The sequence below is a fragment of the Streptomyces flaveolus genome, from assembly GCF_044765825.1.
GTDB classification, from domain to species: Bacteria; Actinomycetota; Actinomycetes; order Streptomycetales; family Streptomycetaceae; genus Streptomyces; species Streptomyces flaveolus.
On the sequence record NZ_JBIWKU010000019.1, the window covers coordinates 27,301 to 46,241 of the forward strand.

Annotated in this window: 18 protein-coding genes and 3 pseudogenes; 12 read left to right on the forward strand and 9 right to left on the reverse strand. The window is 70.7% G+C overall.

All coding sequences use genetic code 11. The features are described 5' to 3' along the window. Positions 1–2: 2 nt before the first annotated feature. The gene (locus ACIRG6_RS36535; protein WP_403326222.1) at positions 3–3,311 is read left to right on the forward strand and encodes a type 2 lanthipeptide synthetase LanM family protein; all 3,309 of its coding nucleotides are present in this window, start codon (positions 3–5) and stop codon (positions 3,309–3,311) included. Here the strand turns inward: ACIRG6_RS36535 and ACIRG6_RS36540 are convergent. From ACIRG6_RS36540 to ACIRG6_RS36550, 3 genes and pseudogenes are all read right to left on the reverse strand, one after another. Then, a pseudogene (locus tag ACIRG6_RS36540) lies at positions 3,233–4,274 on the reverse strand (acyltransferase domain-containing protein). The gene ACIRG6_RS36535 and the pseudogene ACIRG6_RS36540 sit on opposite strands and share 79 nt — an antisense overlap. Positions 4,275–4,695: 421 nt before the next feature. Next, on the reverse strand, positions 4,696–5,211 hold the full coding sequence (locus ACIRG6_RS36545) for a hypothetical protein (protein WP_403326225.1): 516 nt from the start codon (positions 5,209–5,211) through the stop codon (positions 4,696–4,698). A gap of 17 nt (positions 5,212–5,228) precedes the next feature. After that, entirely contained in the window at positions 5,229–5,708 is a 480-nt protein-coding gene (locus ACIRG6_RS36550) for a hypothetical protein (RefSeq protein ID WP_403326228.1), read from the reverse strand. A 307-nt stretch (positions 5,709–6,015) separates the two neighbouring features. Between ACIRG6_RS36550 and ACIRG6_RS36555 the strand changes: the two genes are divergently transcribed. Beyond that, on the forward strand, positions 6,016–7,002 hold the full coding sequence (locus ACIRG6_RS36555; protein ID WP_403326231.1) for a hypothetical protein: 987 nt from the start codon (positions 6,016–6,018) through the stop codon (positions 7,000–7,002). A gap of 66 nt (positions 7,003–7,068) precedes the next feature. Here the strand turns inward: ACIRG6_RS36555 and ACIRG6_RS36560 are convergent, their stop codons facing one another. Continuing rightward, positions 7,069–7,317 (reverse strand): hypothetical protein, encoded by a 249-nt coding sequence (locus ACIRG6_RS36560; RefSeq protein WP_403326453.1) that lies wholly within the window; start codon positions 7,315–7,317, stop codon positions 7,069–7,071. Between ACIRG6_RS36560 and ACIRG6_RS36565 the strand changes: the two are divergent. The 4 genes and pseudogenes from ACIRG6_RS36565 to ACIRG6_RS36580 all read left to right on the forward strand — a co-directional run. Then, positions 7,250–7,521, forward strand: a pseudogene (locus tag ACIRG6_RS36565) (Tn3 family transposase); the annotation flags it as partial. The gene ACIRG6_RS36560 and the pseudogene ACIRG6_RS36565 overlap by 68 nt on opposite strands. A gap of 89 nt (positions 7,522–7,610) precedes the next feature. Further along, the gene (locus ACIRG6_RS36570; RefSeq protein ID WP_403326234.1) at positions 7,611–8,189 is read left to right on the forward strand and encodes a TetR/AcrR family transcriptional regulator; all 579 of its coding nucleotides are present in this window, start codon (positions 7,611–7,613) and stop codon (positions 8,187–8,189) included. Positions 8,190–8,300: 111 nt separating this feature from the next. After that, positions 8,301–9,330 (forward strand): annotated as a pseudogene (locus ACIRG6_RS36575) (hypothetical protein). Positions 9,331–9,367: 37 nt separating this feature from the next. Further along, complete coding sequence (locus ACIRG6_RS36580; protein ID WP_403326237.1) at positions 9,368–10,249, forward strand: alpha/beta fold hydrolase; 882 nt, start codon at positions 9,368–9,370, stop codon at positions 10,247–10,249. Positions 10,250–10,740: 491 nt separating this feature from the next. On the opposite strand, the gene ACIRG6_RS36585 is transcribed toward ACIRG6_RS36580, so the two are convergent. Continuing rightward, a complete protein-coding gene (locus tag ACIRG6_RS36585; protein WP_403326240.1) occupies positions 10,741–11,340 on the reverse strand; it encodes a TetR/AcrR family transcriptional regulator in 600 nt (199 codons plus the stop codon). Positions 11,341–11,458: 118 nt separating this feature from the next. On the opposite strand from ACIRG6_RS36585, the gene ACIRG6_RS36590 reads away from it, so the two are divergent. The 3 genes from ACIRG6_RS36590 to ACIRG6_RS36600 all read left to right on the forward strand — a co-directional run bounded on the left by ACIRG6_RS36590 (position 11,459) and on the right by ACIRG6_RS36600 (position 13,876). After that, complete coding sequence (locus tag ACIRG6_RS36590; RefSeq protein WP_403326243.1) at positions 11,459–12,208, forward strand: SDR family NAD(P)-dependent oxidoreductase; 750 nt, start codon at positions 11,459–11,461, stop codon at positions 12,206–12,208. A 14-nt stretch (positions 12,209–12,222) separates the two neighbouring features. Continuing rightward, a complete protein-coding gene (locus tag ACIRG6_RS36595) occupies positions 12,223–12,972 on the forward strand; it encodes an SDR family oxidoreductase (protein ID WP_403326246.1) in 750 nt (249 codons plus the stop codon). A gap of 44 nt (positions 12,973–13,016) precedes the next feature. Further along, positions 13,017–13,876, forward strand: a protein-coding gene (locus ACIRG6_RS36600; RefSeq protein WP_403326445.1) for an IS5 family transposase whose coding sequence is annotated in 2 segments (ribosomal slippage) — positions 13,017–13,362 and positions 13,362–13,876 — 861 coding nt in all. Because the reading frame shifts where the segments join, the coding sequence is not laid out codon by codon here. A 9-nt stretch (positions 13,877–13,885) separates the two neighbouring features. On the opposite strand, the gene ACIRG6_RS36605 is transcribed toward ACIRG6_RS36600, so the two are convergent. Continuing rightward, on the reverse strand, positions 13,886–14,218 hold the full coding sequence (locus tag ACIRG6_RS36605) for a hypothetical protein (RefSeq protein WP_403326249.1): 333 nt from the start codon (positions 14,216–14,218) through the stop codon (positions 13,886–13,888). A 1,012-nt stretch (positions 14,219–15,230) separates the two neighbouring features. Between ACIRG6_RS36605 and ACIRG6_RS36610 the strand changes: the two genes are divergently transcribed. Both ACIRG6_RS36610 and ACIRG6_RS36615 read left to right on the forward strand, forming a co-directional pair. Continuing rightward, complete coding sequence (locus tag ACIRG6_RS36610) at positions 15,231–16,079, forward strand: hypothetical protein (protein WP_403326252.1); 849 nt, start codon at positions 15,231–15,233, stop codon at positions 16,077–16,079. Positions 16,080–16,215: 136 nt separating this feature from the next. Further along, positions 16,216–16,539, forward strand: coding sequence for a hypothetical protein (locus tag ACIRG6_RS36615; protein ID WP_403326255.1), 324 nt, complete (start codon positions 16,216–16,218; stop codon positions 16,537–16,539). Here the strand turns inward: ACIRG6_RS36615 and ACIRG6_RS36620 are convergent. Together ACIRG6_RS36620 and ACIRG6_RS36625 are read right to left on the reverse strand one after the other, a co-directional pair. Then, the gene (locus ACIRG6_RS36620) at positions 16,536–16,814 is read right to left on the reverse strand and encodes a hypothetical protein (RefSeq protein WP_403326258.1); all 279 of its coding nucleotides are present in this window, start codon (positions 16,812–16,814) and stop codon (positions 16,536–16,538) included. The two genes, ACIRG6_RS36615 and ACIRG6_RS36620, sit on opposite strands and share 4 nt — an antisense overlap. Positions 16,815–17,104: 290 nt before the next feature. After that, positions 17,105–17,287 (reverse strand): hypothetical protein, encoded by a 183-nt coding sequence (locus ACIRG6_RS36625; RefSeq protein ID WP_403326261.1) that lies wholly within the window; start codon positions 17,285–17,287, stop codon positions 17,105–17,107. A gap of 296 nt (positions 17,288–17,583) precedes the next feature. Here ACIRG6_RS36625 and ACIRG6_RS36630 point away from each other — a divergent pair, with 296 nt between their 5' ends. Then, positions 17,584–17,985 (forward strand): hypothetical protein, encoded by a 402-nt coding sequence (locus tag ACIRG6_RS36630; protein ID WP_403326264.1) that lies wholly within the window; start codon positions 17,584–17,586, stop codon positions 17,983–17,985. Between the two features lie 50 nt (positions 17,986–18,035). On the opposite strand, the gene ACIRG6_RS36635 is transcribed toward ACIRG6_RS36630, so the two are convergent. Beyond that, on the reverse strand, positions 18,036–18,512 hold the full coding sequence (locus ACIRG6_RS36635) for a hypothetical protein (RefSeq protein ID WP_403326267.1): 477 nt from the start codon (positions 18,510–18,512) through the stop codon (positions 18,036–18,038). Positions 18,513–18,941 lie beyond the last annotated feature (429 nt).

Consider the following 18,941-nt stretch of genomic DNA (forward strand, 5'->3'; position numbering starts at 1 on the left):
CCATGCCGTTCAGCAGCCCGCCCGGCGGACACCCGGACTCCCTTCCCTCCGGCTTCTGGGCCGCGGCCTGCTACGCACGGGAACGCCTCGCCGCCCCCTGCGCGCCCGCCGACCCGCCGGACCCGCAACAGGCGGCGGCCCGGCTCGCCCGCTGGCGCGCCCTGGCGCCCTTCAGGGGACCGGAGGAACACTTCACCGCCGGACTGCGCGCGGTCGCCGTGACGGCCCCGGCGCTGCACCGGCTGCTCGGCGAGGACCCCGAGGCACTCGCCGCCCGCCTGCCCGGCCCCCCGGGATGGGCGGACCGGGTGCGCTCGGCCCGCCCCGAAGCCGACCGGACGGACCAGCAACCGCTGCCCGGCCTGCTGCGCGTCGCCGAACCCCTCGTACGGCAGGCCCAGGACCGGCTGCGCGGCGCCCTGCACGATCTCGGCCCGTTCCCCGCGGAACTGGACGGCCTGGCCGAGGCCCTGACGGCGAGCGTGCCGGTCACCCGGCTTGCCGTGGTGCTGAAGCCCACCATGATCCTGGAGATCAACCTGGCCCGCGTCCAGGGCCGGCTGACGGCCGGGGCGACCGCCGAGGAGCGCTACCGGCTCTTCGTCGACACCCTGACCGAACCCCGCGAACAGCACCGCCTATGGACGCGGTACCCGGTACTGGCCCGCTGCGTGACCGAACTGCTCGACGACTGGGTGGCGGACCGCACGCGCCTCGCCCGGCACCTGCGCGACGACCTCGACGCGCTCTGCGACGACCTGCTCCGCGGCGTCAGACCGGGCGGCGTGGCAGCGGTCGGTTTCGGCCAGGGCGACGTCCACCGCCGGGGCAGCTCGGTGTGCCGCGTCGACTTCCGCGACGCGCCCCCCGTGTTCTACAAGCCGCGCTCGCTCGCCGTGGACGAGCAGTTCGGCAGGCTGCTGCACCGCTTCGGCCAGGACAGCCCGCACGCCCTGCGCACCCCGCGCACACTGACCCGCCAGGACCACGGCTGGGCGGAGTGCGTGACGGCACGGCCCTGCGACGAACCCGACGGCGTGGCCCGCTTCTACTGGCGCACCGGCGCGCTGCTGGCCCTGGTGCACGCCCTGCGCGGCACCGACTTCCACCACGAGAACGTCATGGCCGTCGGAGAGCACCCCGTGCTCGTCGACCTCGAGGCACTGCTGCACCCCCGCGCCCCCCACGGGACGTCACCCACCAGCGCGGCAGGCCCCCAGGAGGAGCCGGCCCTGTCCGTCCTGCGCGAGTCGGTGCGGTCCACCTCACTGCTGCCGACCAAGGTGGTGCTGGAGGGGGCTCCGGCCGGGACGCCCGTCGGCGACTACAGCGGACTCGACGGCGCGGCCGGCCAGCTGTCCGTCACCCCGGTCCCCGTCGAGAAGAACCCGGGGACCGACGAGGTGCACATCGTGTGGGAGCACGTGCGCACGCCCGGCTCGCAGAACCGGCCGCGGCTGCCGGACGGTACGCCCGCCCGGCCCGCCGACCACCTCGCCGACGTGCTGGCCGGATTCCGCTTCGGCTACGACTGGATCAGTGCCCGGCGCCCCGAACTCCTCGCCCCCGGCGGCCTGCTGGAGGGCTTCGCCGACACCCCCGTGCGCTTCCTGCCCAGGCCGAGCTTCGTCTACGGCAAGGTGCTCACCGAGAGCATGCACCCGGACTTCCTGCGCGACGCGCTGGACCGGGAGTGCAGCGCGGCCCGGCTGTGCGGCGGACGCTACGCCGGCCCGGCCGGGGAAGCCGTAGTGCGCGCCGAGATGGACGCGGTGCTGCGCGGGGACATCCCGCTGTTCGAGGCGCTGCCCGGAGCACGCGACCTCCTCCTCGACGACGGCCGGACCGTGCCCGGCTTCTTCGACGAACCCGCCCTCGCCGCGGTACGCCGCCGCATCGAGGCCATGGGCCCCGAGGACCGGGAGCTCCAGGAGCGGATCATCGCCGGATCGTTCGTCGGCGGTGTGGACGTCAGCCTGCTGGAGGAACCGCCGTCCTCGGCCACCGCTGTCCGCCGGACGCGGACCCGCACCGCCGACCCGGGCGAACTCGTCGTCGCCGCCACCGAGATCGGCGACCGGGTACGGCGCCTGGCCACCGTCAGGGAGGGCCGGATCGGCTGGATCGCCCCCCAGCCGGTGGCGTACGGCGTCTGGGACCTCGCCCCGCTCGACGCGGACCTGTACTCGGGCCTGTCCGGCATCGGTCTGTTCCTCGCCCGGCTCGGCCGGATCAGCGGCCACCCGCGCTTCACCTCGCTGGCGCTGGACGTCGCCGACGAACTGGTCCGCCGCGTCCGCGCGAGCGCCACGGCCCTCAGGGGCCCCGGTGCGGGCGGGCAGGAGGACATCGGGGCGTTCGGCACCTGGATGGGGCCCCTGTACTTCCTGGCCCACCTCGACCGGCTGCTCGGCGGCACACCGCATCTGGCCGCCGTGCGCGAGCCGGTGCTGTCGGTCGCGGAGCACGCCCTGGACGGCACCAAGGCCTACGACGTCGTGGCCGGCTCGGCAGGCTGCGCACTGGCCCTGCTCGCCCTGATCGACGCGGGGCAGGACCCCGACGGACGCGCCGCGGCCCTCGCCCGCCGTGCCGCCCGGCACCTGGTCTCCGGCGCCGTCCCCGACGGCACCGGGCGGGGCCTGGCATGGGAGCACCACCACATCGACAGCGCCCGGCCGCTCACCGGGTTCGCCCACGGCGTGGCGGGCATCGTCACCGCCCTGGCCCGGCTGGCCGTCGTCGCACCCGACGAGGGCTGCGCCGAGGCGGTGGCCGGGGGACTGGCCTACGAGAGGGAGGCGTTCGACCCCGAGGCGGGCAACTGGCCCGACTTCCGCGCCGAGGCCCCCTCCCCCTTCCGTTCCCTGTGGTGCCACGGGGCGGCGGGGATCGGCATGTCCCGGCTCGATCTGATCGGCCGGCCCGCGACGGCGGGGCTGGAGCGGCAGCTGGCCGCGGACGCCCTGGCGGCGCTGCGGCCCGGCGATCACGGCCCGGGCGCCGGAGCGCACCGGCTCACCGGCCGCGGCAGCGACAGCATGTGCCACGGCGACCTCGGCAACCTCGAACTCGTGCTGCTCGCCGAGCGCGGCGGCCGGTCCGAGCCGGGCCGGCTGATGCGGCTGCTGGGGGAGAAACTCGATGCCGCCGCGGAGTCGGACTGGGTGTGCGGTTCGCCCACCAGGGCGGAGACACCCGGCCTGCTGACCGGACTCTCGGGCGTGGGACATCAGTTGCTGCGGTTCGCCTGCCCGGACGAGGTGCCCTCCGTGCTGCTGCTGCACCCGCCGGCGCGGGGGAGGGCCTGACAGCCTCCCCCCTGGGGCCGGGGCAGCGGCCGGGCCGCCCGCCACACGGCGCCCACGGCGCTCCAGTCCACGTCGAACCCTTCGCACCACAGCCGGGCCGCGAGGTCCTCCAGGCCGTGGCGTGGGGGCAGGTCCCGGTGGGAGGCGGCGAGGACCGTCAGCGTCTGCTGGACGGAGTACACGGCGACCGGGTGCGGGGAGATATCGACGATGCGCACCGCGCCCCGGCCCGCGAGGTGGCGGACTCCCTCTTCCAGCAGGGTGGGTTCGCACATGTTGCGCACCCAGTACGTCGCGTCGAGCGCGGCACCGTCGACGAAACCGCCGGTGACCGTCGACCAGTACGGGACGGCGGGACGGCGGGTGCGCAACCTACCGGCTGCGGACGAGTTCGGGGGCCATACCGGCCAGCAGGGAGCTGTGCCCGGCGTAGTCGATGGGGGTGCGCAGCGTTGCGATCCCTCGGGCGGACAGCTCCTGTTCGGCCTTGGTGACGGCGCCCGGGGTCCCGGACAGGCACACCTGGCCGGGAGCGAGATGGCTCGCGACGAAGAGCTGCCCGCCGCCGGCCGCACAGAGACGTTCGGCGTCCTCCCGGGGCATGTCACAGACGATCAGGGTGCCGTGCCCCGACGCGCGCTCGGCCACGAGCCGGGACCAGGTGGCGATGAGCCGCGCTCCCTCCTCCAGCGGCAGCGCACCGGCGGCGACGACCGCGGCGACGTCCCCGATGCTCGCCCCGAGCACGAGATCGCTCCGCAGGCCCCACGCATGCAGGGTGCGGGCCAGGGCGGTCTGCACGGAGAGCAGGACCGGCTGGAGGACGTCCGTGGGCGCGAGGGTCCGGCCGTCGTCCGCGAGGAGCGTCTCGATGACGGACCAGCCGGTCACGGCACGCACGGCACGGTCGCACTCGTCCAGGGGGGCGCGGAAGGCGGGTTCGGCCAGCAGGGCGCGGCCCATGCCGATCCACTGCGGCCCGCCGCCCGAGAACAGGAAGGCCAGCGCGGGGCGTTCACCGGTGCGGCACGCGGGCCCGTCGTCCAGCCGTGCGAGGAGTTCGCCACCGCAGCCCGTCCGGGCGGTCCGCGGTGGCGACGACGCGATGCGTGCCCGTGCCGTGCGCGGCGAGCCGCCTGGGGTGCACCCCGCCCGGGAGGGCCTGCCCGGCCCAGGTCGTGAACGGTCCGGCGCAGTGCCTCGCCGGTCTCGGCGGCGACGGGCAGGATGAACCGCCGCCGCGGCGCGTCGGCTTCGGCACCGGACGCGAGGTCCGGCCCTGAGGGCGTCGCGTCGTCCTCGGCACCGGCTCGCGGCGGCTCCTCGGCGCGGACCGGCCGCGGGAGCGAGCCGGGACTTCCTTCGTCGTTCCTCACAGTAAGGCTCATGCGCTCGGGCCGCCCCCTTCTTCGTGGCTGTCCGTCAGCCATCCCGGTGTGGGGGGCTCCTGCTCGGCGGTGTTGCCGCGTCCGACCGTGATCGCCCAGGTGGCGGTCGATGGCGCGGTGACCGTTACCGTGCCGGCCCTGTGGGCGGCTTGCGTGGCGAGTTGGTTGTATGTGACGGCGGGTTCGGCTGTGCCACATTCCAGTGGGAAGTCTGTTCCCAGGACGGGCACCATGACCTTGATGGTGCCGGTGCCCAGGCAGCTGACGGCTACGATGAGTGCCTTGCCCTGAGGGCCGGCGTTGTAGGAGAAGCTCGCGTTGCCGCGCGTCTCACCGTGCCGACCGGCGAAGACTTCACCGGCTTCGGGATCAAGCGCTGGTGGCGTGACCTCAACCCTTGGCGGACTGGACGTAGGCCTCGATGTGCTGGGCGCCGAGGACGCGGAAGCCTCGTCTGTGCTCTCGCCGGAGGTGCAGCCCACCGCCATCAGCAGCAGAAGAGCCGTCGCCACCGCTCTGTGCCGGGCTCTCACTTGGTTTCCCACAGCACCCAGCCGACCCGGCGGGGCGTGTAGATCGTTTCGTTCTTCTTCACGCCCCGGGTGCAGTTGGCGTACAGGTACTGGCTGCAGCCGTAGGACTTGAGCCGGTAGACGCCGTAGCGGGCGTGGGTGCTGTGTTTCGACGGGGTGTCGACCGCGATGGTGTTGCCCGGCTTCGCCGTCAGCTCCACGGACAGCTCGACGCCGAACTTGCCCTCGATCTCGACGACCGCGGCCGAGCCTCCGACCTTCAGTTCACCGCTGTAGGCGATACCGACCTTGCCGGTCACTTCGGAGGTGAAAGTGGACTTCGCGGTGCGCGATGTGCCGTTGTAGTTGCTCTGCTCAGCGCCCACCCCCTTGTGGTAATCCTTGCCCTTGCTGGTGGGCGTGTACCGGTAACCGGGCTCGCAGGCCCTCGCGTCCAGGGTGTCGCTCGGCTTGGACGTCGGCAGGTCGGTATCCACATCCCCCAAAGTGGGATCAGGTGCAGGCAACGTCGCGGGCGCAGGGGCCTCGTTGCTGGGAGTGCCCTCGACGAGGTCGGTCTCCTCCGGCCCCGGCGGCGGAACCGGTCTCGGCGACGGCGGTGTCGGTGGCCGTCGGTGACGGCCCCTCAGCGACTGCGGTACCGCCGGTGGTCAGTCCGGCGATGACAGTCAGACAGGTAACGGCCAGCACATTTCTGGATATGCGGGCGCTGGTCATGAAGCCACCAATTCCTGGTGGATCGCCCCGTGGCGATCAAGTGCCCCGAACACTAGACGTGACGACATGTACACAACCAGCGTACGTGCGATTCCTGAGCATCATTTGAGCAATGTCCGGGTGGTTGGCTTCCACAGACAACGGCGCGAGAGGCGACCTGGGCGGCAATACCCACTGCGCCGGCGCGCCATCCTGCTGATCCTGCGCCACGACCCGGTCATGCGCCGCGTCTGGAGCGTCGAAGAGGTCTGCGAGACCTGCGCCCCGCTGATCCCGAACGCCACCGTCCTGGCCCGCGCCGAACGTCCCGGCCGCGCCCCCGACCGCCCCCTGTTCAGGCACCGGCTCCCGTGCGGCCGGTCGTCGCGGGCGGCTTCTCCTCACCTGCCGCCCCGGTCGCCGGCGATGCGGCTCCCGTGCGGCGCTCCCGCACGCCTGGAAGAACGCCTGCCGGTCAGCCGCATCGCCGCCGTCTTGCGGCACCAGTGCCAGGAACGTGTGGCCGGCTTCCTGGGTCCGGCGGGCGATCTCGGCGAGAAGCGCCCGACCGACCCCGCCGCGACGAGCGGCATGAGCGACGGCCATCGTCAAAACGAACGTCTGCTCGCCGGAATGCGCCTCCCGGCCTTCGTCGTGCCCGAATCACGAGCGCTTTGCCTGCTGGCCCATGGTGTCGACTCTGGCGGAGGTGCAGAGCACTACGCTCCTTCCATGTGGAGTGAGTCGAACAACTATGGCTTCGAGAACGAGCTGGACTACCTGCGGTCGATCAAGAAGGACGACAGCTATACGTTCACGTACCCGTTCGAGTACATCGCTAAGAACTACGGGAACGACAATTACGACATCGGCACAGCGGACATGGTGGTCCGGGTCCAGTGGAACGACGCGGAGGCCGGTTACACGGTGGCCTACGACGTCCCCGAGATGGACAAGATCGACCCCGCTGAGGGGAACGGCGATGCAGCGAGCTTCTACGAGAGCGACGTTTACTGGAGGCTCGTGAGCGACCTTGACGGCATGGGGATCGGCTCCGAGCTCCGTGCAATCTAGGCACGGTTGGCTTGCCGTTCCCCGGGCCCCAAAGGCCCGGGGAACGGTCACGGTGCGGGAGCAGGGTCAGTAGTCGTCGCGTTCGGTGTTCGGTCGGTACTGCTCGATGAGGTCGCAGGTACAGGTCCCGCCCTCGTACAGCTCCTTGTCGCACTCTTCCTGGTGCTTCCGCACCGGCCGCTGCGCCGGGGCCGCCGGCCGCGGGGCGGGCGGCGGCGGGACGGCCTCGGCGGCCGACACCGCGCTCCGCGAGGGCCAGGAGGGCCAGCTCGCCGCCCTCGGCCTGGTCCTCAATGCCGTGGTGCTCTGGAACACGTGCTACCTGGACGCGACTTCGCCCAGCTCCGCGCCGAGGGCCACGACATCAAGGACGAGGACGTCGCCCGCCTCTCCCCGCTCACGGACCGGCATATCAACTTCCTGGGCCGCTACCTGTTCAGCATCAAATCCAGCGGCCCTGGGCATGGCCTGCGCCCGCTGCGCGACCCGGACACCGCCGAGGACGCCGACGACGAGTAGTCGTGAGGCCGGCCTGCAGGTCAGCGATTGGCCAGGCGGCCACAGGCTCTTTTCTTGAGCGAACGATCCAGATAGGTTACGGTGGGGTCATGGCAAGGACCCGGGAGTTCGACACGGAAGCGGCGGTGAGCCGCGCGATGGAGCTGTTCTGGACGCGCGGCTATGAGGCCACCTCGGTGCGCGACCTGACCGGACACCTGGGGATCGGGCAGGGGTCCTTGTATGCCGCGTTCGGCGACAAGGACGGCCTGTACCGGGCGGCGCTGGAGCACTACCGCACCAACCTCGCGGCGGCCGCCCTGCGCAGTCTGGAGGAGGGGGCGGACGCCCGGTCGGTGATCCGCACGATGCTGGTCGAGCGGGTCCGGATCGCCGTGGAGGACAACGGCCGGGGTTGCCTGGCGGTCAATGCCGCCTGCGAGCGCCTGCCTGAGGATGCGGCGACCCGGCGCACCGTGCGCGACATGCAGGAGGCCAGTCGGGACGCGCTCGCCGAAGTGCTGCGGGTCGCGGCGGAGCGGGGCGAGATCGCGAAGCGGCACGACCCGCACACCCTCGCCGCTTTCCTCGTCACCTTCCTCAACGGACTGCTGGTCTCCGCGAAGATCACGCCGGACGTCCGCGCCCTCGAACCCCTTGTGGAGGTCGCGCTGGCCTCCCTCGACTGACTTTTTCATGCCCGGAATCTGTATCGGTCGATCCAGAAAAATCGCCGGTGCCCGCTCGGACACGGGATCCGGCGACCCCGCTTCGCTTCAATCGAAGACTTCGGAGGACCCATGCCCCCCGCACCCACCCCGAGTACGCCCGCTCTCGGCGGAAGCCGCTGGAACACCTTCCCCGCGGCCGGCACCACCCTGACCGCCCGCGAGTTCTTCACCGCCACCGAGCCGCTGCTACAGGGCATCATCGACGACAACGCCCTCACCAGCGCCGACAGCGAGGTGCTGGAGGGCCAGATCCGCGCGGCACTCGCCCTCGGCACCCGGGAGACCTCGCTCCCGCTGTCCCTCGGCCCGGACAGTGCCTCGGCAGCGCGCGAACCGGGCGCGCAGGCCGAGACGATCGGCCAGGAGCTTGCCTCCTGGTCGACCGAGGCGCTGGAGAGGCTGCTCACCGATCCGGTACCGCTGCCCACCGGCCCACTGGTCGTCCGCAGCCACTGCTACGGCCACCTGCTCACCCCTCCCGCAGCCGATCTGCTCCGCGGACGTCGCGGTGGACCGGTCACGATGCAGCTCTACAACGAGTGGCTCCACCAGATCGTCCTGCTGCCCTTCACACCTGCTGACCTGGCACCCCGACCCGGCCGTCGGTGAAGCCGCCACGTATGTCGCCGAGGTGCAGGACTACTACACCGCACCCCGCACCCTCGTCGAGGACCTGCCGCCCGCTACCACCACATCCGGCCCGCTCTCCGCCCGTACCGTCACCGCGCCGGTCGCCGACGGGACCCGCACCGCCCGCATCGAAGTCACCCACGACGGCACCACCGCTCACGTCGACCTCGGCCAAGCCCTGCGCGGCCACCGCTTCACCCAGCGTGAGGACCCCGCCGCAGGCGACGCATCCGGCACCGCCGACGCCTGGTCCGCGCTCCGCGCGCCGGGACTGGTGTGGACGCAGAGCGGCGACGTCACTCTGGACGCCACCGGTCAGGACGACCTCGTCGTACTGGCCCTGCTCGGCCGGCTCTACCCGGAGAACGTCACCCTGCGCCCCGCCGGCCGTTCCGCTGCCCGGACAACCGCGGACGGCACCGGGCCGAGCCGCCTGGTGACCCTCGTCGACCCCGCGCAAGCCCACTGACACCCGCATCGCGACGCACACCAAGAAGGTTAAAAACATGATGTTCGACCATGAAGGAACGCCCGTCCGCACGGGCCGAGCCGCCGTGAACGGAACGAGTCTGCACTACCGCACAGCCGGGTCGGGCCCCGCGGTGGTGCTCCTGCACGGCGTACCCAAGACCAGCTACCACTGGCGCCACATCGTTCCCAAGCTGACGCCCCGCTACACCGTCGTCGTGCCGGACCTTCGCGGGCTCGGCGACTCCGCCCGCCCGTCGGACGGCTACGACTCCGCGACCATGAGCGACGACATCGCCGAGCTGATGAACCACCTCGGACACCGGACATACGCCGTGGCGGGTGAGGACTGGGGAGCGGTGATCGGCTACCAGCTCGCCGCCCGCCACCGCGACCACGTCACTGCTCTCGTGTTCGCCGAGGCACTGTTCCCCGGATTCGGCTTTGAGGACCACACGGCCCTCACCCCCGAGAACGTCTCCAGCGGCATGCACCTGTGGCATCTGGGCTTCTACTTCCAGCCCGACATACCCGAGATGCTGATCACCGGACACGAGCGCGAGCTGATCACCTACATGATCAAGTACGAGCGCAGCCGGCCCGACAGCGCCACCCCCGACGCGGTCGACGAATACGTGCGCTGCTACTCCATGCCCGGCGGCATCCGCGCGATGCTCTCCATCTACCGGGCCATGCTCGTCGACGCCGAACAGAACCGGCAGACCGCACGGAAGAAACTGGACATTCCGGTCCTGGCGCTGGGCGGATCCGCGTTCATCGGCGACCGCAACGAGTCCCAGATGCGACTCATGGCTCACGACGTCACCGGGCATGTCTTCGACGCCGGCCACGACCTCGCAGAGGAAGTACCCGACGAGATGGCCGACGTCCTCCTGCCGTTCCTGGCCACGCACCAGTAAGACCGGTGAGCGCCTGGCGGCCGTCGAAGACATGTGCGTGACGGATGACGAGGACCGCGAGCCTCGGCGCTCGCGGTCGCTCCGGCTTCCTGGTGCATCGCTCTCACTCCTTGCATGTCCGAGTAGGTGTTCAGGTCCGGGTGGGTGCAGCCGCTGGCATCGGGAGCCGGAGGCCCGGGAGCGCCACGTCCCGAAACAACTGCAACTACATTGGGTGCAGTCAGGGTGTGCGTCATGACACGGGGCGTGTGTGCGTCACGGTTGGATCAGTGGTCCTGCGCTTCGTTGTCGCAGGCCAGTATCTGCTGCAGGAGGGTGGCGATCGTCGTCCGGCCGAGCTGTTCCTCCAGAGCCCGCTCCGCGACCGTTTCAGCAGGCGCCGCGCAGCAGGTGACGGCTCAGGCGAGTTGGACGGTTCCGGCGCAGGCCGGCGCGTATCTCGTAGCGGATACACAGGCGTTTGGGCTGCTGCAGCCGCGACAGGGGTCCGGTCACGCCCGCAACCCGTCCACCGCCGCGTCGATCGCCGCCAGGGCCGCAGTCCTGTCGAGCCCCGCCCTCGATACGAGCGAGAGGCCCTGGACGATGTAGAGGAGAAGTTGCGCCTGGGCCTCCGGGGAGCAGGTGTCCGTGACCTCTCCGGCGGCCTGGGCGCGGCGGAGCGCAGCGGCGACGATGTCGGCGAACCTGCGGTACGAGCGTGTGACGATCTCCGTGGCTTCGCTGTCCTGGGGGACGAGTTCGGCGGTCGTGTTACCGATCAGGCAGCCCTGTGGCACGCCCAGGTCGGAGACCAGTTCGTCCAGCCTGGCGGGATGGGTCAGGATCTCCCGCAGGGCGGGCAGGAGAGGGCTGGTGTCGAGTGCGGCGGTCAGATGCCGCTCGTACACCTGCCAGTAGAGCCTGACGGCTTCGAGGTAGAAGCGGCGCTTGTCGCCGAATGCGCCGTAGAGACTGCCACGCTCGACGGCCAGCGCGTCGACCAGGTCCTGGATCGACGTCGCCCCGTATCCCCGGGACCAGAACAGTTCGAGTGCGCGCTCCAGCGTCTGTTCCTTGTCGAACTCGCGGGGGCGTCCGGTTCGTGCCACGTGCTCGATCCTACGACTTCTTGACTATGCGTTCAAGAAGTCGTAGCTTCCGTCGCGTCACTTCTTGAACGGACGCACAAAAGTCGGTCGCTCACGGACCGGCACGAAGGGCGGAGCAATGGCACTTGCAGGGAAGACGGCGCTCGTCACCGGCTCCGGCACGATCGGGGGACTCGGTCACGTCACAGCCAGGGTGCTGGCCGCGGGTGGAGCCGACCTGATCCTGACCGGCACCGATCCGCAGCGCGGCGCCCGGGTCGTGGAAGACCTCCGCGCAGCCGGCGGCGGCTCCGCCGGGGCGGTGCGTTTCGTCGCCGCCGATCTGTCCGGTCTGGCGGGCGTGCGACAGCTGGCCGCGGACGCCGGAGCCGTCGACATCTTGGTCAACAATGCGAGCGTGATGACGTTCTCCCCGACCACCGGGCAGGACCTCGCGAGCTACGACGCAGCCTTCGCGGTCAATGTGCGTGCCCCGTTCCTGCTCACCGCCCTGCTCGCGGAGAAGATGGCCGCGGGCGGCGGCGGCAGCATCGTCAACGTCAGCTCCACCGCGGCCGGCCTCGGCATGCCGGGTATGGCCGTCTACGGCGCCACCAAGGCGGCGCTCGAATCACTGACCCGCACCTGGGCGGCGGAATTCGCCGAGTCGAACGTGCGGGTCAACGCCGTCGCTCCGGGCCCGATGCGCACCTCGAAGGTGGTCGCGGCGATGGGCCCGGACATGGGTGGCATGGGCCTGACCACCGCACTCAAGCGCACCTCCGACCCCGTCGAGGTGGCCCACGTGATCGCCTTTCTCGCCAGTGACCGGGCCAGTTACATGACCGGGGCGATCGTGGCCGCCGACGGTGGCCGCACCGCAATCTGAAGAGGAACAGAACAATGGATCGTCTTACGGGAAAGCACGCACTGATCACAGGGGGGACGAGCGGCATCGGCCTGGAAACGGCCCGCGAGTTCCTCGCCGAGGGAGCGACTGTCGCCATCACCGGCCGCTCGCAGGAAAAGCTGGACGAGGCGGCCCGGCAACTGGACGGCCCGCTGCTGACCATCGCCAGTGACGCCGGCGACGTACCCGGCCAGGCGGCGCTCGCGGCGCACCTCCGGGAAGAATGGCCGAAGCTCGACATCCTGATGAGCAACGCCGCCGACATCACCCACCTCCCCATCGAGGCATGGACCGAGGAGGCGTTCGACACGCTCATCGCGACCAATCTCAAGTCGCCGTTCTTCCTGATCAGAGACCTCCTGCCGCTCTTCTCGCAGCAGTCCTCGGTCATCCTCGTCGGCTCGGTCTCCGCGTACATCGGACACGACCACGCGGCCGTTTACGGCGCGGCCAAGGCGGGCCTGCTCTCATACGCGCGAGGGCTGACCCATGAGCTGAAGGACCGGGGCATCCGCGTCAACGGATTGAGCCCGGGCCCGACGATCACCAATGCGTTCGCACCCCTCGGCCCCGAGCGCCAGGCCGCCCTCTACGAGGAACTCCGGCAGACCGTGCCTCTGCATCGCCTGGGAACCGCCACCGAGCTGGCGAAGGCGGCGGTCTACCTCGCCTCGGACGAATCCGCCTACACCGCGGGGACCGTGCTGCGCGTTGACGGAGGCATCGGGCAGCTCGCGTACTAGGGTCCGTCTTCAATGATCATCAGGTCGTGGATCATGGTGGGGTGATACGCCGCCATGAACTCACCGATCAGGAGTGGGAGTTACTCGCTCCGCTGATACCGCGGGCCACGACAGGCCGGCCCCGGGTGGCAGACCGGCAGGTCATCAACGGAATGGTCTACAACATCCGCACCGGTATCTCCTGGCGTGACCTGCCGGAACGCTACGGACCGTGGCAGACGGTCTACACCCGCTTCCGCCGCTACGCCCTCGACGGAGTCTTCACCCGGGCCCTGCAGCAGATCCAGGCCCGGGCCGACGCCACCGGTGACATCGACTGGCTGGTCCAGATCGACTCCACCATCGTCCGCGCTCACCAGCACGCCGCCGCCACCGGCCGAAAAGGGGGAGGCACCGGCCGGACGAACCGGACGATCACGCCCTCGGTCGATCCCGAGGAGGGCTGACAACCAAGGTCCACCTCGCCTGCGACGACAAGGGCCGCCCTCTCGCCCTCCTGATCACACCCGGCCAACGTCATGACAGCATCTGCGCACAAGCTCTGCTGGACAGAATCCGTGTTCCTCGCACCGGCCCGGGCCGACCACGCCGCCGACCTGACCACGTGATCGCGGACAAGGCATACAGCTCTCGCGGCTTCCGCAGCTACCTGCGGCAACGCGGCATCGCGCACACGATCCCCGAAAAGATCGACCAGCAGCGGTACCGGCACCATCGCGGGAACCGCGGTGGCCGGCCACCAGGCTTCAACCGGGAGATCTACCGCCGACGCAACCTCGTCGAACGCTGCTTCAACAAGCCCAAGCGCTTCCGCGGCATTGCCCTCCGGTACGACAAGACCGCCACCTCCTACGAAGCAGCGGTCACACTCGCGTCACTCCTGCTCTGGGCAAGATCCGTTTGAAGACGGACCCTAGTCACCCATGAACCACAAGTAGCTGCCCGGCGTGATCGCACACGCTTCGAGGAGTTCGGCGAGGTCCAGCAGAGCCGCCTTTTGCCGTTCGTCAGTGCACCGCCGGGTCAGGGCGGCGACTTCCTGACGGGCGACCTCGGCTTCCTGCTCGTTGAACAGCGTGTCGCCGTACGGATCCACCCAGCCGAGTTTGCCCGAGCCGTGCCGGTCGAGCCCGTTCAGCGCACTGGCCAGCCCTTCACCATGCTCGTAAGACCCCCGCAGCAACGTCTCCTGCGACGATCCCTTGCGCCTGGGCCGCCCCGAGTGCAGCTCCAGTTTGATCCCCATAACCCCTCCACAGCTTCGGACACCAAAGCTTCGCAGCATCACATGCCAGACAGAACTCGCCAAGGCCCGAGCACTGCTCCTCGCCGCCTGCCTGCTGCTGCCTGGCCGGTGCCGGCACTGCCGCTGCCCGTCCCGCCTCACGGACCGCTGCTGCTGACCGGCGCCCCCGCGCTCCCGCCGGGCGGAACGCCGTCGCCCGTCGCGGCGGCGGCCGCCACCTGTGCGGGCAGGCTGCTGCCCAGCCGCCGTCCCCGGGCCGCGCGGCGTGCCCCCGCCGTTCGAGCAGAAGGCCCCGTGGATGAGTGAGCAGAGCGCGCCCCCGCCCGGTGAGTTCGGCACGTGGCTGGCCGCGCAGGGAGCGGACGCGCACGCCCTGGTGTGGCTCGACCCGCCCGGCCAGCAGGCCGGTGGGATCGGCGGGCCCGAGCCGGAGCCGCCGACGCTGGGGGAGACGGGCATCGCCCGTCCCGGTTTCGACCTCGCACGGGTCTCGGTGCAGGAGGTCGTTACGGCCGCGAGGAAGCGCTGCGTCGCTGGCTGGACCTGGACACCGGCGCCCGCCCGCTGGCTATCGTCACCGCCGGACCCGACGGTCTGCGCGAACGCACTCCGGACGAACTCGCCGTCGTCCGGCTCCTGCACCAGGCGGACGACCCCTGGCTCACCCGGCAGCTGGCCGACTGGCTCCACCGGCGCAGCACCACCGCACCGCAGGGCGTGGACGCGGGGTGGAGCGCCGCGACGGCCGCCTGGACGTGCCACATGCGCGCTCTGAGCGACTACCCGCCGCCCTCCGTCGTCTCCCTCGCGCTCAGCGCCGCCAGGCAGGACGCGAGCACCGCGGAGCTGATCGCTGCCACTGGCCAGAACGTCACCGCTCTCCTGGAGCGCCTGGAGCGCCCCCCACCGGCCCCATCACGAGCTGGTCGACGACTGGCACGCTCTCCAGGCCCTGGCCGCCGACGTCCCGGCCTTCACCGGGACGGCCGACTGGCTCCTGGACCAGATCGCCTTGCGCGACGCCTTCGCCCAGCGGCTGCGCGCCGTCCTCGAACCCGACATCACCGACCACCTCCATCAGGCGACCAGCCCCCGCACCCCCGGCACCTCCGCCCCGGCACTTGATGAGCAGCGCGCCGCCCACCTCGCGCAGGCCTGTGCCACCGTCCGCGCCTACACCGCCGCCTTCTACTCCGGCCGCCCGCAGGAAGCCCGACGCATCCGGGACGCCTTCCCCGCCCCCGCCCGGGCCTTGACCGCCTCCGGCCCGGCAACCGCCTGGCGCCGCGCCTCCACCACCGCCCAGCGGGCCGTCGAGGCTTTGGCCGAACAGCGCGCCGCCACCCTCGACGACGACGCCGACTACCTCGCCGACCCGCGCCTGTTGCATGCCCGCATCGCCTACCTGTCCGCCCGCCTCGGACAGGTGCACGCCCTGCACGACGCACTCGGCCGCCTCGCCTTCCCCACCGAGCCCCCGGCCGCCCTGCCCGAAGACGTCGTGTCGGTCGCGGCCGCGCAGACCGAACGCCGCCTCATCGAGGCTTTCGGCACCCTCGACCGGGCCGCCCAGGCCCTCGACGGACAGATCACCTACCAACGCCAACACGGGCCAGACGCTTCAGGCACCGAAGCCGACCTCCTGACAACCGTCCGCACCGCACTCGACCGCCTCACCACGGCGGTGGTCCCGCTCGACGAGAACGAGATCCGCGCCCGCCTAAAGCAGGCCATGGCACGCCCCGCCCCTCAGCCCGACCCCGCACCGGCCGGACCCGCCTCCACGGCTCTCGCCGCCAGCCACGAAACCCACGCCCAGACCCGGGCCGCCGGCCCCAGCACACCAGGGATCCACCGGTGACCGTGCGGGGGCACGGCGCACCGCGCCGATGAGGCTCCCGGTTCACGTCGTGCCAGGGCTGCCTCAACCGGCCACCGTCCGATGCGCGTCCCAGCAGTTAGGCTCCAAACGGACAGACGGAATCGGGGGAGTGACGATGCAACCGTGGCCTGAGGGACCAGCCGCTGACCCGGAGGCGGCCCGGGAACGCTACACCTCTGATCTGAGGGCCTCGCGCAAGGCCCTGCGAGAGGCGATCAGGGCCGATCTGCCCGTCGCGCACGTCGGGCTGGCCATCGTCGTCGTGGCGAGCGCGCTCCTGGGCAGGTTCACGCAACCCGCCGCGGGCGCCTTCGTGGCGGGAGCGTTCGCCGCTCTGTTCCTCGCCGCCGTGGTGGTCATGCTCCTGCGGGGCATCCGATGGCTCGACGCAGCGCGCCGCGCCTACCTCTTCTCCTTCGGCTGGGCAAACTGGATCTAGGCGCTGCGCTGCTGCAGGATCTGCCAACTCCAGGTGTCCGCCTCGCTGCTGCGCCGGTAGAAGACGTTCGGCTGTACCGGATCACACGTCACCAGCAGAATGTCCCCCTGGCCGAGCACGACGTTCCGTTCGACGCGGGTGGAGCCTCTTCTTCGGGCACGCAGGACCTCGAGTTGCAGCGCGTGGGGGCCTGGGGGGAGAGGGCTGAAGCGGACCTTGCTGATGGTGGTCCGGTCCACGCCGCACAGCTCGCGCCCGTCTTCCGTGACGGACACCCGGCACCACTTCGGTGACATGCTGCGGACCGGGTCACGCAGGTCCACCTGGACCAACAGGCCGGTCCGGCCCCGCTGGCGAGCCTTCCGGATGAGGAAGCGAGAACGCCACTTCAGCCGCCCGCCGAAAGCCCCGTCCACCTGCACTGCACCCTGTCCCATGTGTCTCCCGTCTACGAACCGGTTGCCCACGCTGATTTCCCTTGCATCCAGATGCCGGGCACGTGGTGCCGGCATGTCGGCAAAAGACGCGGCCTTCAGCCTTGAGAGCCGGTGTCGTGGTGAGGACTTCACGACATGTCCAGCGCGACCAGGCCAAAGCCGACGACCAAGAGGGTGGGGGAGCCGTTCCAGCTGATCAGGATCAGAATCGCTCCTGCTCCCCAGAGTCTGGGCTGCCACACTCGTTGCCGGAGCCACGCGCCGGGCATCCGACCGAGGAGCAGAGCCTGCACGCCGATGACGGCCAGCACGATACCCAGGGCGACCAAGCACCAAGAGCAGTACAAAGAACACCGACCAGCCCTCCCCATGTACCCGGCTGTCCTGGCAGACCGCTATCCACCCGACCACCGGTGAGACCTCAGCGCCGGGGCGGCAGCGAACAAGACCCATCCCCCGGCGTTGGCTTTCGGCCCCGAAACAGGGAATCCACCAGTGACCGGGGCCCGACCTAAGACAGCGGGATGCGCCGGGCAGGCTCCGATCCGGCGTCTATCGGCGTACTCGCCTGTGCAGCAGGAGTGTTGCGGTTCGAGATGATGGGGCCGTGTCTCTTCGCTACTTCAATCAGACCGGCTGGACCGCGATCTTCAACGGCACCGACACCGAGATCGGCCGCATGGTGCGCGTAGAGGGCTGGCACCAGGCGACCGGGACAGCTCTGGTCGTCGATCCCAAGCGTGGTGCCCTGCGTCCAGTGACGGACTACCCAGATTTCTCCCACCTGGAGCGAGCCGATCAAGTCGTGGCCGCGATACCTGGTGGAGGATGGCGGGTGTACTGGAAGGACGAGGGGCCAGGAGGCACGCCGCTGACGGAGCAGGTGCTGGCCTGGCTCATCACGTCACAGGGGCGGGCGACAGCCATCACGGTCGATCCTCAAGGTCATGTCGAGGATGCTGATAGCGCCGACGCCTTCATCCCACCAGGCGAGGCCCCAGTGTCTTGATCGCAGTCTGCCGTGGCTGACTCGCACCGGGCCCGAGGCTCGCCCGCGCTTCAGTCCCAGGCGTTGAAGAGCACTCCGCCCAACGTGGTGATGCCGTAGGAGCGAACCTCGCGCCACTCGCCTTGTGTGAGGACCGACGTGTCGACGTCCGAGAGCGGCAGAGTGAGCTCGGCGTGATCGAGCACGAAGAGGCCCAGGTCGACGAAGGTGTGGGCCCACGGTGGCGGTGCGAGGAACTCGTCGGTGTACCAGTCCCGGCGCGCGTGAGCGAAAGCGATCCAGGGGTGGTGGGCGTGGCACAGCAGAACGTACTCGGTCGTGCCCGCGAGGACCGTCGCGGTGTGGAACGTACGTGGGTACGTCTGTTCCTCGACTTCGCCCACACGGCCTCCGGCCGCCCGGGCGGCCCCATATAGGGCTGTGCGGAACGTCCGCAGGTCGGTCAGCGGCAGCGGCCCGTCCTTCGGCCAGAAGAAGCCGGTGGCGCCCCGCGGCAGTGTGAACGCTGCGTCCTTGTCTGCGGCCATGCCGCCCATTCTGCGAGGCGAACGCAATCCGCTGCGTCGGGTTTTTCGCTGACATCGTCCATCACGCCGTCGAACGCCCACCGCGCCGCAGCGCCGTACGACGGACCTCTCCCGCTGATCACGAGCAGCACGCGCCCCGGTCCGCGCCACCGGACAGGGCGTTGAGGGGGTGCGGCCGGCGCTGCTGTGCTGCTCGCCACGGCGGCTCGCCCCGTGACGCCGCTGGCACCGTCCGTCCGTCGTCCCCCGCCCCCTGGGGGCCCGGCGTACGGCGCCGCCCTGGGCGCGCTCGTCCTCACCGCCCGCACCCACAACCCCGCGCCCGCCGCCTGGCCCGGGGGAGCGGGTGCAGGTCACCGTTCCCGCCGTACGGACCGGCCTTCACGATCACTGTCGCGGCCCCCGGCACACGACAACGGCCCACCGGTC